Raw genomic sequence first — 14,853 nt, forward strand, 5'->3', positions numbered from 1 at the left:
CAGGTATTTATACTCTCAATTATTCGATATTTAATTTTTACATTCTAATAAAAACCAAATATTGCATTAGTTAATCAATATTTATAGCTTACTGATGTAGCTACCAAAAGGATCTTTAAACTGATAGCCCTCGCTAAAGCGGTCTTTACTCAGCTTTTTATATTCTGATAACCCCCAAAGAATGAATTCTTTCATAAAAAACAGGTCTTCTTTAGGCGTATCAGGTTGGTATTTTTGTATCAGCTGCTTTAACGGAATAATCTTATCCAGTTCTTTCTGATATACCCTGTCGGTAGCATCATCCGTTAGTTCGAGTCCACTTTCGTTAAAGAACCAGTCAACAATTTCCTGAAACGGTCCTTGTTCTTTATTTTTCTCCAGTTTTTCGATCTTAGGAAAGTATTCTCCAAACAATGTTTTTACTGCGCTGCCTAATAATATCTCAGCTACAGCAGCAGCACCTTCCTGCTCGCCTTCATATACAAGCTCTACCTTACCGGTAATTGCCGGGATAATCCCCATAAAATCACTCAGGCGAACTGTTGTTTTTTCCTGACCCGCCTTAAGCGCCCTACGCTCTGCAGTACTCAGTAGATTCTCGAAAGCTGTGATACTCATACGTGCACTCACACCACTCTTGTAATCAATAAACTCGCTATCGCGGGCTTCAAATCCTATTTGTTCTAACAGGTCTTTTGCTAACGATGGTACATGTATCTCCTCGCTTTGGCGGCCGTCAAGGCGTGCTTCCTGCTCTGTAATGGTACGGGCTATTTTTATAGTTTCCGGATAGTGCGTAAGGATCTGGCTGCCTATCCTGTCTTTTAGCGGCGTAACAATGCTGCCACGGTTGGTATAGTCTTCGGGGTTTGCGGTAAACACAAACTGAAGATCAAGATTCATACGCACTTTAAAGCCACGTATCTGTATGTCGCCTTCCTGCAATATATTAAACAGTGCTACCTGTATGCGTGCCTGTAAATCGGGCAACTCATTAATTACAAAGATACAGCGGTTAGCACGCGGAATCATCCCGAAGTGTATAACGCGGTCATCGGCATAAGACAGTTTAAGATTTGCGGCCTTTATCGGGTCGATATCGCCTATCAGGTCAGCCACGGTAACATCGGGCGTAGCCAGTTTTTCGTAAAAACGTTCGTCGCGGTGCAACCAGCTAATTGGCGTGTCATCACCCTTTTCGGCAAGTAACTCTTTTGCATAGCGCGAAATCGGGTTAAAAGGGTCGTCATTAATTTCAGACCCTTCCACTACGGGTATCCACTCATCCAGCAGGTTTACCATAAGGCGTGCAAGACGTGTCTTGGCCTGTCCGCGAAGCCCAAGCAGGTTAATATTGTGGCGGCTAAGTATCGCCCTTTCAAGTTCTGGTATTACGGTATTTTCAAACCCCCAGACACCTTCAAAAACGTTTTGCCCTTTGGCTATTTTTTTACGCAGGTTTTTGCGCAGTTCATCTTTTATTCCCTGGCTTACATAGCCCGAGGCTTTTAATTCGCCAAATGTTTTTATATTATTTGTCATAAAGTTTTTAAAGTCTTAATGTTTATAAAGTACAAGGTCGGAAGCTACTTAGGCGTTTCCATTTCGAGCGCAGTGAAACGAAGTCGAGAAATCTCAATCTACGTTATATTTAATTTTTATCAATCGAGATTTCTCCATTCCGCTGCGCTCCAGTCGAAATGGAAGAAAGGTCACGTCTATTATCTCTCATCTTAAGTCGAACAATCCAAAAATTCAATAATCTATTTCACCCTCTTCTTCCTGTTCGTTTCATAATCCTCAAAAATCATTTCACCCAGCCCTCTCAAACCGGTATAGAAAGCCTTGCCCTGGTTAGCCTCAGTAAATTCTTTTACAAAACGTTGCAGATAACTATCCTGCGCTATCATAAAAGTAGTTATGGGTATATGTAGCTTGCGTGCCTGTGCCGCCATAGTATAGCATTTCTCAGTAATATAATCATCCAGGCCGTTGCTGTTCATATAATAGGAACCATCGTTTTCGCGAATGCAGCTTGGCTTACCATCAGTAATCATAAAGATCTGCTTGTTGGTATTACGCTTGCGGCGCAGTAAATCCATAGCCAGCTGCAGGCCCGCAACTGTATTGGTATGGTAGGGCCCTACCTGAAGATACGGCAGGTCTTTAATCTCGATAGGCCAGGCATCGTTGCCAAACACCAGTATATCCAGCGTATCTTTAGGATAGCGCGTAGTAATAAGTTCTGCCAGTGCCATGGCGACCTTTTTAGCAGGTGTAATGCGGTCTTCGCCATAAAGTATCATGCTGTGGCTGATGTCTATCATTAACACCGTGCTCATTTGTGCCTTAAAATGGCTATCTTCTACCACCAGGTCGTTCTCGGTAAGGCTAAAAGTGTCTACACCATTATTAACCTGTGCATTTTTCAGGCTTTCGGTAAGCGATATCTTTTCCAGTCCGTCGCCAAAACGATATTCACGGTACTCCCCCGTATGCTCATCGCCAAGGCCGGAATGTTTGCTCCTGTGATTACCCGAGCCGCTTTTTTTAAGGTTGCCAAAAATTTGCTTAAGCGCCTGCTGACGGATGTTCTGCTCCAGTTTAGAACTAAGCGTAACGCCATTGCCGGAACCATCGGGTTTTATTTCCTCCCGGATGTAGCCTTTCTTTTTAAGGTCTTCGATAAAATCGTCTATGCTATATTCAGGAGTGGTAAGTTCGTACTCTTTATCCAGTTGGCGCAGCCAGTCGATGGCTTCGTCAAAATCGCCGGAAGTGTGGGTTATAAGCTCAGTAAATATCTCAAAAAGCTTATCAAACGGCGACACATTAGGGGCTTCGTATGTTTTAAATACAAACCCTTTTCTTCTGCTTGTTTCCATACCCATAAAATTACTACATAAACAAATGCACCCGAAACATGATAAGATTAATTTTCGTTAAAATTTTATCTGTCATGATTAACTAAAATTGTAAACTTGCAAGCCAGCCTTATTATCATAAAAATGGAACGAAAAGATTTTTTAAAGCAATTATGGGCGCGTATTTTTAGGGCCTTAATAGTTATCGCCATGGTTGCTATATTTTACATTGTTATAATACGCGATTATGACAGCAAGACCTTTTTAGAGGAAACTCTTCAAACAGCTTTTACAATAGGTACAATTGCAGGCCTACTTATTTTACTCGGGGCTTTATACCTGCTACGAAATTATATTGAAAAAATTGCCATGCGAATGTACTTACGCTTGCCCCATGCTACCCGACTTAGATTACGTGTAATAAAGCGCACTCTTGCTACAATATACACCCTTGCTACCGGTGCCTGTTTTTATATGCTGTTTACTAAAGAACCTATTATTGCTACTATATTTTTGATTATTGCGCTGATACAGATATCAATGGATATTTATACAGAAGAAAAACTGAAAGATAAAAACGGGCGCGCTTAATTTCCGGCAACGTCCTTCAGAATCAAGACCCAGCCCCTTTATACTTACAATTAAAAATTACAGTAATGAAACATACTACAAACCGCCGGTTCCTGAAACGTATATTATGGATAGGTGCCTTTATATTCATCCTTATGAACATCATTGCCATTTTTCACGGCTATAAGTTTACACATTTTGATACTACCGTAGGCGAACGCGTAAATGCTGATAAGCTAAATGCTTTGCAAAAAACAAAGATGCTGTTGTTCGGCACTTCGCTCCCACGCCCTAAAAACACAGATTTACCTGCCCAACCTTATGAAACCGTTACCATTCAAAGCAATGTAAAGCTGGAAGCATGGTATATTAAAGTAGCTAATCCAAAAGGAACGGTATTGCTGTTTCACGGTTATCAGGGAAATAAATCGGTACTTATCCAGGCATCAGATGAATTTTTGAAAATGGGCTACAACACCCTACTTGCCGATTTTATGGGATCGGGCGGCAGCGAAGGTAACAGCACTACCATAGGTGCTATTGAAGGTACAGAGGTTAAAGACTGTTTTGAATTTATAAAGAATAAAAGGGAGAAAAATATTGTACTTTATGGCAGCAGCATGGGATCTGCGGCAGTGATGAAAGCCATTGACGAATATAAAATAAGCCCAAAGGCGATTATTATAGGCTGCCCGTTTGGCACAATGTATGCAACCGTTTGCAGGCGTTTTGAGATACTTGGTGTACCAAGCTTTCCACTGGCAGGCATGCTTACGTTTTGGGGTGGTATAGAAAACGGCTTTTGGGCGTTTAGCCACAACCCGCAGGAGTATGCAAAATCAATAACCTGCCCTACCCTTTTGCTTTATGGCGAAAAGGACAATCGTGTAAGCCGTGCAGAAATTGATGCGATTTACACCAACCTTGCCGGGCATAAAACCCTACAAACATTTCCGGATACCGGACACGGACAATATGTAGATACCGACCATGATACCTGGGTAAATAATGTAAAAGGGTTTCTAAAAAGCACTGACCATTAGCTGCATTTTGGCTAAGAAGGTACACGCTTTGAAAATTCAGAATAATAAGATTCGTGAAAATTTGTGAAATTAATGGCAAATATTAAACAGGCCTGCGATAATTCTTCACTACAAAATTCACTCCTTCTTCTACAATCTCGCCCATGGTTTCGCAATACCTGAAACGGGAGTTATAAGTAAGCTTTTGCAACGCTGTGCGCAACGATTCTACATGAGATTTAGGGGCAATTTTATCAGATTTTAATATTGTTACCAAATCAAGATAGCGCTCGTGGCTGTTGAGCACGCGCTTTACCATAACAGAGCGTACCTCTTTGCGGTACTGCTCCACAGAACTGATTTGCAGCTTATCGATTACCAGCTGCACCATGCGGTAGTTCTCTTTAAAATATTGCGGCAGGTAAATTTTAATATTGCCTTCATAACACTGCTGGTCAAAGTCGATTGCACGGATACGGTACACCACCTGGTCATAATCGTGTACGGGTATAACCACATAGTTATAAGAACGCATATCGCCCAGCAAACCTACAAGACAACGCTCATTAAACTTTACAAACTCTTTAGCTATTTGTGCTTTTTCGGGTTCAGAACATGTATCAAGGTGCTGCTTTATAAACACATCGCCGGGTATACCCAGTATGTGTTCTTCGATAAGGGTATCCTTATACACCAGGTAATTTACACGATTGGGAGACAGGAGGTCCTCCATTTCCAGCCCGTAGATACGCGAGGCATCGGCTGTTTTAATATAGAAGTTGGTATAGTTGTCGTTCAGGATATTACGTACCCTAATACGGAAAGGGCGTGAATTACCAAAGGTGCAAAACTCAATAGAATCTACTGCCAGATATAGCAACGTAGCCTCATCGCCATCAGAATGTAATAGCGTATAGATCTTGCACAAACTTGCTTCTATCTCTGTTTGTTCCCATTCGCTGTAAAACACACGAAGCCAAAGCGTATCAGTACCCTGCTTGTCAAAAACCGAAATACTACCCGAAAACCGAAGCAGGTCATCATACAGCAACGGCGATCGTGTAGTACGGTTGTATTGCTCCAGATAGCCCATAAGCTCTGGCGTTACCGGATAGGCGGGTTTTCTAAAGGCAATCTTTACATCTTTTTTGGCTTCTTTCATTTATATGAAATCTTTGTCTTAAAGGTAAACAAATCTTTTAGTACTCCCGCTAAGACAAATCTTCTACAGTAAGTATCTCTCGCAAAGTCGCGAAGCCGCAAAGTTTTCTGTAATCTAAAAAACACAAAAGCAGGAACTTCCGTTCCTGCTTTTGTCTATAATTAAAACAAACTTATTTACTTACTTCGTCCAGCAATTGCAGGTCCTCAGCATCAAGTTGCAATTTCGGGGCAGCAAACAGCGTATCAAGCTGACTCTGACTGGTAGCACTTACTATAGGTGCAGCAACAAGCGGCTGGGCCAGTAGCCACGCAAGCGATACTGTTGCCGGCTTTGTATTGTGTTTTTGTGCAACAGTATCTAATGCATTAAGCACACCAAGACCTTTATCATTAAGGTACTGTTTTACACCGCCACCGCGTACACTCTTGCTCAGGTCGGCATCGGTACGGTATTTACCGGTAAGAAAACCCGCTGCAAGCGACCAGTACGGCAACACAGCCAAGCCATATTTATCGGCAATTGGAGCATAGTCGTTCTCAAATGTAGTACGCTCTACCAGGTTGTAATGTGGCTGCAGCACTTTGTATGCAGGAATACCGTTAGCTTCAGAAAATTCTAAAGATTCGGTTAAGCGTTCCGGCGATACGTTACTGGCGCCTATGTAGCGCACCTTACCTGCCTTTACAATATCTTCGTAAGCACGCAATGTTTCTTCTATCGGGGTTTTATTATCGTCAAAATGGGTATAGTACAGGTCGATATGGTCTGTACCCAGGCGTTGCAGCGACTCATCAACTGACTTTAGTATATGTGCCCGGCTTATGTCTTCCTTATGCTCATTGGTTTGCGAACCCACTTTTGTTGCAACAACTATATCTGCACGGTTACTACGCGCTTTAAGCCATTTGCCAATGATAGCTTCGCTCTCGCCACCTTTATGACCCGGCACCCACCAGCTGTAGGTATCAGCCGTATCTATAAAATTAAAGCCTTCGCCCGCAAAAGCATCGAGTATATCAAAAGATTCTTTTTCACTGAGTGTCCATCCAAATACATTTCCGCCAAAATTAAGTGGTGCGATTTGCAGGTCGGTCTGTCCAAGATTTATTTTTTTCATGATAATAGTTTTTATTGAACTATAAAATTACGGACAAACAAACAGCTCATCTTGTAAAAAAGACACAGATAGTTGTAAAAAAGCGATAACAGGCTTATTATATAATGATTGTAAACATATTCAAGGGATAAAAAATCAGAAGCCATATTGAGATAAGTGGTGAAATATATCGGAGGTCAAATAAAGCAATAACAGTATAACGATTATGAAAATGTTGCAATCACTCCTGAGCATATAGCAGCTTTAAAAGCTATGATAAAACCATAAGTTTATAAACCAACAATGTCCCCGTGCCGGGGACATTGTCGGTTATTACCAGAATAAAATGTTCACAGCGAGTAATTGAGTTAACTTACTTGCATTTGTTTTTTTCTAACCATTTTTTCCATAATGCCATATCTTCTTTATAATCTTTTCTGTTTTTATAACCCAGTGTTGAACTATAGTCTGCATGAGTCATAATGTTAGTTTTATTTACAAGATATAAAAGTGCATGACGATAAGAATCTGATATAATAGGTTTGCCTTGTTGAAAAGCTTCAACTATTTTTAAATTATCATTGAACTCATTCACTAATTCGTTATTAATACTTGCACATTTCTCTGCTCTGCATGAACTTAAGAACAATAGAATCAAAACTATTTTTTTCATTAGTTTATAGTCATTTTAGTTACTTGCATATTTTTTGTAAATGATGTCGCTGTTTCACTTGTAACCGAACCATTAGCTTCTTTAAAGAATTTTGTATACGAATTACCACTATTAATATCTCTCCCTTTTAACCTTTCGTTTCCATTTACCGCATTTTCCACACCTATCGCGTGTTCATGCGAGGTATCCCATGTATTCATTTTTTGTATTTTGTTCATGGACTGATAGCCCTCCACTTTAGTGAATTGATGTTGTTCATCTGTTTCATGCGCTAGAAGTCCTTGTGCTGTAGAACCAGTGTGGCCTTTATCACTAATACTATTAAACTTGCTCATATCTCCTACATCTATTTTATTGCTAGCATAAGAACCCCAATCAACTGTATCATCATTTAATACTACATCCTGAGCAACTATACTACTATGGTCATTAGCAATATCATTGAAACTATCATAAAAACTTTTTTGTTCAGCAGATAGTTTTGATAAATCACCTCCACCTTCAGTCGCGCCGAGTGTAACTAAATATTTGCCATTTGCTGTCTGTTCAAATTTTGCTTCAAATTGTCCCGCCAATCCACTATTAATAATATTTGTATACTCGGCCTTCCCAACATCATTACCTTTATTATCTGTTTGAAAAGAAGCTACTATGTCATCTGCTTTCATTCCGTCAGGGTCAACAAACCTTAAAGGATTATTGTAACAATAACTATAAGGCGACCATCGTCTACTAACCTCAGCTTTCGGGTCAATATTCATCCACCTCCCCAGTGCAGGGTCATAATTACGTGCGCCGTAGTCGTAAACCCCAAGCCCCAACTCGTCTTGCAGTTCCTTGCCGTTGTACTTATAGCTATACTACACAACCCAAATATAAAACAAAAAAGCCCCCAATAATGGGAGCTTTTTGTATTCTTATAATCCGGTAACGTATCTAAGACTAGTTAAGAGCAGCTACGTGCCTTGTTAGTTTAGATTTAAGGTTTGAAGCCTTATTGTTGTGGATGATGTTTTTCTTAGCAAGTTTGTCGATCATAGAGATAACACCAGCAAGTTTTTCTGCAGCTTCACTCTTCACAGTAGCTAAACGTATAGCTTTAATAGCGTTACGTGTAGTTTTGTGCTGATACCTGTTCAACACCCTTTTCTTTTCGTTAGTTCTAATTCTCTTTAAAGCTGACTTATGATTTGCCATTGTAATTCTTTCTTAAAAATCCTTAATATTTTAATTGTTGTCCGTAGGGGAGGGAACCCCTGCTACCAGTAAAACCTGATATACTAACCCCTAAACGAACGAACCGTTTTTTAAGATGCTCTCTTTAAATCCGGAACCGTTTCAATTTTGTAGCCCGTGGGGGAATCGAACCCCCCTTACTAGAATGAAAATCTAGCGTCCTAACCGATAGACGAACGGGCCATTAAATGCATTAGAAGCTATAAACCGGCGAGCCGTTTTATTTGTAGCCCGTGGGGGAATCGAACCCCCCTTACTAGAATGAAAATCTAGCGTCCTAACCGATAGACGAACGGGCCATTAATTTTGTTCCTCTAATGCGGATGCAAAAGTACAACTAATTTTGACTTCTGCAATAGTGGAACAAAAAAAATTGAAAAAAATTTCATTAATATGCCTTAGCAAAAAGCACCCTGCCTATACTTGGGGCACCTGTAAGCACACAAACGCCTGCCTCTTCTACCCTATCAAGCGGAATACAGCGTATGGTAGCTTTTGTAAGCTCTTTTATCTTTTCTTCGGTCTCAGAGGTACCATCCCAATGTGCAGATATAAAGCCGGTCTTATTTTGAAGCACGTCTTTAAACTCTTCAAAAGAGTTAACCTCAGTAATATGCGTATTCCTGAACTCAAAAGCTTTATCAAAAAGGTTCTTCTGTATCTCCTCAAGCATATCGCTTATGTAGCTAACAATATCAGCACTTATTACTGTTTCTTTAGTAAGCGTATCGCGCCTTGCTACCTCAAAGGTACCGTTAGCAAGATCATTAGGACCTATAGCCACACGAAGCGGCACACCTTTAAGTTCGTACTCTGCAAATTTAAAGCCCGGCTTGTGCGTATCCCTGTCATCATACTTAACAGATATGCCCAGCTTGCGCAGGCGCGCCATAAGCTGTTTTGCCTCTGCACTAATAGCCTCAAACTGTTCATCGCCTTTATATATTGGCACAATAACCACCTGTATTGGCGCCAGGTTTGGCGGCAGCACAAGGCCGTTATCATCACTATGCGTCATTACCAGCGCACCCATAAGGCGTGTACTTACACCCCATGATGTAGCCCAAACGTGCTCCTGCTTACCTTCTTTGCTCGTAAATTTCACATCAAATGCCTTAGCAAAGTTCTGGCCTAAAAAGTGCGATGTACCTGCCTGCAGCGCTTTACCATCCTGCATAAGCGCTTCTATACAATAAGTCTCTATAGCACCCGCAAAACGCTCGTTTGCTGTCTTTGTGCCCCTTACAACCGGTATAGCCATAAAGTTTTGGGCAAAATCAGCATACACATTCATCATCTGTTCTGCTTCTGTTACAGCCTCAGCTTGTGTGGCGTGGGCGGTATGCCCTTCCTGCCATAAAAACTCAGCAGTCCTTAAGAACAGGCGTGTACGCATTTCCCAGCGCACTACGTTAGCCCACTGGTTTACCAGTATAGGCAGGTCGCGGTAGCTTTGTATCCAGCCGCGGTAGGTATCCCATATAATGGTTTCAGAGGTTGGCCTTACAATAAGCTCTTCTTCGAGCTTAGCATCAGGGTCTACCTCTATTTTTCCGTCTTCTCCGGTTCTAAGCCTGTAGTGGGTTACTACAGCACACTCTTTTGCAAACCCGTCTACGTGGCTGGCCTCTTTACTAAAGTAAGACTTGGGTATAAACAGCGGGAAGTACGCATTTTGGTGGCCGGTTTCTTTAAACATCCTGTCTAATTCTGCCTGCATCTTTTCCCATATTGCATAGCCGTATGGCTTGATAACCATACACCCTCTAACCGCCGAATTTTCAGCCAGGTCAGCTTTTACAACCAGTTCATTATACCATTTGGAATAATCTTCTGACCGCTTTGTTAAATTCTTACTCATCGTATTTAATTTGGCACAAATATTGTTTAACTTTATATGATAAAAATAGTTTAGCAAAACTAACTATTTTTGTAAGTTCAACAATGAAAAAAATGCACAGATATGAAAAGTGAATACTTTAATATGCACCGGATTTCCCTCTTTGCCTTAGTGGGTTTCCTGGGCTGGGCTGTATCCTCATGCAGCTCTTACCAAAATACCTCGAGTTATGACTCAGACGGTATTTATGGCTCGGTTCCCCGCGACGAGAACAATCAGCCGGTTTATAAATATAACGACGGCAATGTAAGCAATTACAGAAACGGCGAGGTTAGCGGACAAAATGCTAACGGGTATTCTACTTATTTCAACTCACTACAGGATGAATATGTGCCCGTAACTGATGCAGATAACTACACTTCTTACGACACCATACAAAACCCTAATGTACAGCGCACCTATGCCACCGGCTACAGCGGCTGGGGCGAAAGCACCGATAACGTAAATGTAAATATTTATGGTGGCGGTGGCTATGGCGGTTATGGCTGGGGCGGCTACCCATACTACGGAGGTGGTTATGGCGGCTGGGGTGGCTGGGGCTACCCTTACTACGGCGGCTGGGGCGGTTTTTACTCGCCTTACTACTCTGGCTGGGGCTGGGGTAGCGGTTGGGGCTTAGGCCTCGGATTTGGCTGGGGCTACGGCGGAGGCTGGGGTTATGGTGGTTACGGAGGATATGGAGGTTATTATGGCGGAGGCTACTACGGCAATTACCACCATTACAACAACTATAACCAGTACGGCAGGAGAAGCAACTATACCAACCCGGGGCCAGGTCGTAGCGCATACTATAACAACAACGGCAGATACGCACAAGGCAATAGCAGGCGCAACGCTTATAGCACAAACGGTGGCCGAGGCACAACAAACTTTAGCAACGGCAGGAGCAACTCTAATGTTTACAGCACCAGGGGCGGCTACTACAACAATACAAACGGCACACAATCTCGCAGTAACAGTTACAATAACGGCAGTAGCAGAGGCTATAACAACGCAACAGCACCATCAAGAAGCTACTCACCTTCTGCTCCATCAAGAAGTTACACCCCTTCATCAGTACCTTCACGCAGCAGTTCAAGCCCAAGCTATAGCGCACCATCACGCAGCAGTGGTGGAGGTGGCGGCTTTGGCGGCGGATCCCGCGGTGGCGGTGGTGGAGGTGGCTCTCGCGGCGGTGGCGGTGGTGGCGGTGGCCGAAGAGGTTAACACAATATACGGCCCCGTGTTTTTTGAAAGAGAAAAAACGCGGGGCTTCTTTTTACCACATCATTAAACATCAGCATGAAAAAAATATTATTTTCAGCAGCCATGATCATGGCCGCAGTGACAAGCTATGCACAGCAGGATCTTAATACAGCCGCAGATGCCGTGCGATACTCCTTAGACAACCTTACGGGCACCGCACGGTTTAGAGCCATGGGTGGCGCATTTGGCGCTGTAGGTGGCGACCCTTCTGCCATTAACGTTAACCCGGCCGGATCTGCAATATTTATGTACAATACCGGTACTGCTACTCTAAGCAGCTACAATATGAACAACCAGGCTAATTACTTTGGCACCAACCGCAAACAAAACGACAATACTTTTGACCTGAACCAGATAGGCGGATTTTTTGTTTTTAACAATGCCAAAGAAGATGCCTTTATGAATAAATTTACTTTAGGTTTCAATTACGAAAATACCCAGACGTTTGAAAATATCGTAGGCATATCTGGTGTAAACCCTACCGGTAGTATAGTTGATTACTTTCTTAACTACGCTAACAACAGCGGTGTTACACTTGGCACGCTGCAAAATGAATATTTTGAGAACCTGAGTTTTGCAGAGCAGCAGGCCTATCTGGGCTACAATGCTTATGCCATTAACCCTGTAAACAACAACGCCGGCAATACAGCCTACACCACTAACGACCCTGATAATGGCAACCGCTACCAGGACAGCTACATAGCTACTACCGGTTTTAACGGTAAAGTGGCACTTAACTTTGCAGCGCAGCTTGCTAAAAGATTTTATCTTGGCGCTAACCTAAATGTTCATTTCAGCGATTATATTAATAACACCAGTTTTTATGAAGACACAAATAACGGCACAAATGCAGGTCTACAGGAACTACAATTCAACACAAGGCGTTATACCTATGGTGGAGGTTTTTCTCTAAACGTAGGTGCCATTGCAAAAATCACCGAATCGTTCAGGTTAGGAGCAGCATATGAATCGCCTACCTGGATGAGGCTTCAGGATGAAATAAACCAAAACATTACAGGTGTTAGTAGCGGGGTTAGGTACTATACCAACCCTGGCGTTACCATGGTTGGTGATGATTACACTATAAAAACACCTGCAAAATATACCGGAAGCGCGGCTTTTATTATTGGCAAAAAAGGACTTATCAGCGTAGATTATGCCATGCGTAATTATGCCAACACAAAATACACAGGTAACCGCTACAGTGTACTTAACGACCAGTTGAGCCAAACCCTAGACTGGGCAGGCGAACTACGCGTGGGTACTGAGTGGCGCGTAAAACAACTAAGCCTGCGTGCAGGATACCGCTTTCAACAGAGTCCGTACAAAAACGGCACTACCGTGGGCGACCTTAGCAACATTAACGGCGGCCTTGGCTACAGCTTTGGCGGATCAAGAATTGACCTAACCTACTCCTGGGCACAACGCAAAAGTGATGTTTCTACCTTTACACCGGGCTTTACCGATGCTGCAAGGGTAAAAACCACTTACAACAACGTAGTATTATCTTACACTATCGACCTTTAATTTCATCTTGCTATATTTTTATTTAGTGAAAAAGCCATCTGTAATTACTCAGATGGCTTTTTTTAATCCATACCAGCAGCCTCATCAAAATTTTTAACTCCCACACTTCTTTGAGAACCAATAAAAAGCGTACTTTTGCACCCTATTTTTTTAAGTGATATATGAGAACGAGGTCTATAAAAAAGAACAAGATAAATGTAATAACGCTGGGATGTTCTAAGAACGTGTACGACAGCGAAGTGCTTATGGGTCAGCTGCGTGCCAGCGGTAAAGACGTTGCCCACGAAGCGCCGGCGCACGAAGAAGGCAACATTATCGTGATAAACACCTGTGGCTTTATAGACAATGCCAAAGAGGAATCGGTTAACATGATCATTAATTATGTAGACAAAAAAGAACAGGGCCTTGTAGACAAGGTGTTTGTAACAGGCTGCCTTAGCGAGCGCTACAAACCGGATCTTCAAAAAGAAATTCCTGATGTAGACCAGTACTTTGGTACAACAGAGCTGCCACAACTGCTTAAGGCACTAGGTGCTGATTATAAGCACGAACTGCTTGGTGAGCGTATTACTACTACCCCAAAAAACTACGCTTACCTTAAAATAGCCGAGGGCTGCGACCGCCCGTGCAGCTTCTGTGCCATTCCGCTAATGCGTGGCAAACACGTAAGCCAGCCTATAGAAAAACTGGTTAAAGAAACGGAAGGCCTTGCTAAAAACGGCGTTAAAGAACTAATACTTATTGCCCAGGATCTTACATATTACGGCCTGGATCTTTATAAAAAACGTAACCTGGCAGAACTGCTTGAAAACCTTGTAAAGGTAGAAGGTATAGAATGGATACGCCTGCACTACGCATTCCCTTCAGGCTTTCCTATGGATGTGCTTGAACTTATGAACCGTGAGCCTAAAATTTGTAATTACCTTGATATACCTCTACAGCACATTTCTGACAGCGTACTGAAATCTATGCGTCGTGGTACCACACAGGAAAAAACGACACGTTTGCTTAACGAATTCCGCAAGGCAGTACCGGACATGACCATACGCACCACGCTTATCGTGGGCTATCCGGGCGAAACAGAAGAGGATTTCCAGATACTGAAAGACTGGGTTAAAGAAATGCGTTTTGAGCGCCTTGGCTGTTTTACCTATAGTCATGAAGAAAACACCCATGCTTACCTGCTTGAAGACGACGTACCTGCCGATGTAAAACAACAACGCGCTAACGAGATCATGGAAATACAGTCGCAAATATCGTGGGAGCAAAACCAGGAAAAGATAGGCAAGACATTCCGTTGCATTATCGACCGTAAAGAAGGTGCCCACTTTATAGGCCGTACCGAATTTGATAGCCCTGATGTAGATAACGAGGTACTTATTGATGCCAGCATTGCTTACCTTAAAACAGGTGAGTTTGTAAACATTACTATTACCGATGCTACTGAATTTGACCTTTATGGCATACCGGCCACTACAGGACTAAACTAAAAATACCGAAAGCTAAAGCGCCTTGTTTTAGCTTTTTTTATTATGTTTGAATAAGATTTAAAGAT

General features: G+C 42.3%; 13 protein-coding genes, 2 tRNA genes and 1 pseudogene. 5 read left to right on the plus strand and 11 right to left on the minus strand.

Annotated features, from left to right (window positions below; all coding sequences use genetic code 11):
• Positions 1-81 precede the first annotated feature (81 nt).
• Both DYH63_RS13675 and DYH63_RS13680 read right to left on the minus strand, forming a co-directional pair.
• On the minus strand, positions 82-1,542 hold the full coding sequence (locus DYH63_RS13675) for a magnesium chelatase (RefSeq protein ID WP_116789335.1): 1,461 nt from the start codon (positions 1,540-1,542) through the stop codon (positions 82-84).
• Between the two features lie 221 nt (positions 1,543-1,763).
• Positions 1,764-2,885 (minus strand): vWA domain-containing protein, encoded by a 1,122-nt coding sequence (locus DYH63_RS13680; protein WP_116790839.1) that lies wholly within the window; start codon positions 2,883-2,885, stop codon positions 1,764-1,766.
• Between the two features lie 189 nt (positions 2,886-3,074).
• Here DYH63_RS13680 and DYH63_RS13685 point away from each other — a divergent pair, with 189 nt between their 5' ends.
• The gene (locus DYH63_RS13685; protein WP_162927031.1) at positions 3,075-3,455 is read left to right on the plus strand and encodes a hypothetical protein; all 381 of its coding nucleotides are present in this window, start codon (positions 3,075-3,077) and stop codon (positions 3,453-3,455) included.
• A gap of 65 nt (positions 3,456-3,520) precedes the next feature.
• Positions 3,521-4,477: an alpha/beta hydrolase gene (locus tag DYH63_RS13690; RefSeq protein WP_116789337.1), complete on the plus strand. Its 957-nt coding sequence runs from the start codon at positions 3,521-3,523 to the stop codon at positions 4,475-4,477.
• 82 nt (positions 4,478-4,559) lie between these two features.
• On the opposite strand, the gene DYH63_RS13695 is transcribed toward DYH63_RS13690, so the two are convergent.
• The 9 genes and pseudogenes from DYH63_RS13695 to proS all read right to left on the minus strand — a co-directional run bounded on the left by DYH63_RS13695 (position 4,560) and on the right by proS (position 10,487).
• Positions 4,560-5,618, minus strand: a complete 1,059-nt coding sequence (locus DYH63_RS13695) for a hypothetical protein (RefSeq protein WP_116789338.1) — start codon at positions 5,616-5,618, stop codon at positions 4,560-4,562.
• Positions 5,619-5,790: 172 nt separating this feature from the next.
• Positions 5,791-6,738, minus strand: a complete 948-nt coding sequence (locus DYH63_RS13700; RefSeq protein WP_116789339.1) for an aldo/keto reductase — start codon at positions 6,736-6,738, stop codon at positions 5,791-5,793.
• 352 nt (positions 6,739-7,090) lie between these two features.
• Complete coding sequence (locus DYH63_RS13705) at positions 7,091-7,390, minus strand: hypothetical protein (protein ID WP_116789340.1); 300 nt, start codon at positions 7,388-7,390, stop codon at positions 7,091-7,093.
• Positions 7,390-8,058: a hypothetical protein gene (locus DYH63_RS13710; RefSeq protein WP_240409000.1), complete on the minus strand. Its 669-nt coding sequence runs from the start codon at positions 8,056-8,058 to the stop codon at positions 7,390-7,392. Before DYH63_RS13710 ends, DYH63_RS13705 begins: the two co-directional genes overlap by 1 nt.
• Before the next feature lie 9 nt (positions 8,059-8,067).
• A pseudogene (locus tag DYH63_RS21645) lies at positions 8,068-8,235 on the minus strand (RHS repeat-associated core domain-containing protein); the annotation flags it as partial.
• A gap of 97 nt (positions 8,236-8,332) precedes the next feature.
• A complete protein-coding gene (gene rpsT, locus DYH63_RS13715) occupies positions 8,333-8,587 on the minus strand; it encodes a 30S ribosomal protein S20 (RefSeq protein ID WP_116789342.1) in 255 nt (84 codons plus the stop codon).
• A gap of 150 nt (positions 8,588-8,737) precedes the next feature.
• Positions 8,738-8,809: transfer RNA gene (locus DYH63_RS13720), tRNA-Glu, on the minus strand.
• A 44-nt stretch (positions 8,810-8,853) separates the two neighbouring features.
• Positions 8,854-8,925, minus strand: a tRNA-Glu gene (locus DYH63_RS13725).
• Positions 8,926-9,014: 89 nt separating this feature from the next.
• Positions 9,015-10,487 (minus strand): proline--tRNA ligase, encoded by a 1,473-nt coding sequence (proS, locus tag DYH63_RS13730; protein ID WP_116789343.1) that lies wholly within the window; start codon positions 10,485-10,487, stop codon positions 9,015-9,017.
• Between the two features lie 102 nt (positions 10,488-10,589).
• On the opposite strand from proS, the gene DYH63_RS21495 reads away from it, so the two are divergent.
• The 3 genes from DYH63_RS21495 to rimO all read left to right on the plus strand — a co-directional run bounded on the left by DYH63_RS21495 (position 10,590) and on the right by rimO (position 14,788).
• Complete coding sequence (locus tag DYH63_RS21495) at positions 10,590-11,732, plus strand: hypothetical protein (protein WP_205528251.1); 1,143 nt, start codon at positions 10,590-10,592, stop codon at positions 11,730-11,732.
• Positions 11,733-11,807: 75 nt separating this feature from the next.
• Complete coding sequence (locus DYH63_RS13740) at positions 11,808-13,298, plus strand: OmpP1/FadL family transporter (protein ID WP_116789344.1); 1,491 nt, start codon at positions 11,808-11,810, stop codon at positions 13,296-13,298.
• A 161-nt stretch (positions 13,299-13,459) separates the two neighbouring features.
• The gene (gene rimO, locus DYH63_RS13745) at positions 13,460-14,788 is read left to right on the plus strand and encodes a 30S ribosomal protein S12 methylthiotransferase RimO (RefSeq protein WP_116789345.1); all 1,329 of its coding nucleotides are present in this window, start codon (positions 13,460-13,462) and stop codon (positions 14,786-14,788) included.
• Positions 14,789-14,853 lie beyond the last annotated feature (65 nt).

The sequence above is a fragment of the Flavobacterium psychrotrophum genome (assembly GCF_003403075.1).
Lineage (GTDB): Bacteria > Bacteroidota > Bacteroidia > Flavobacteriales > Flavobacteriaceae > Flavobacterium > Flavobacterium psychrotrophum.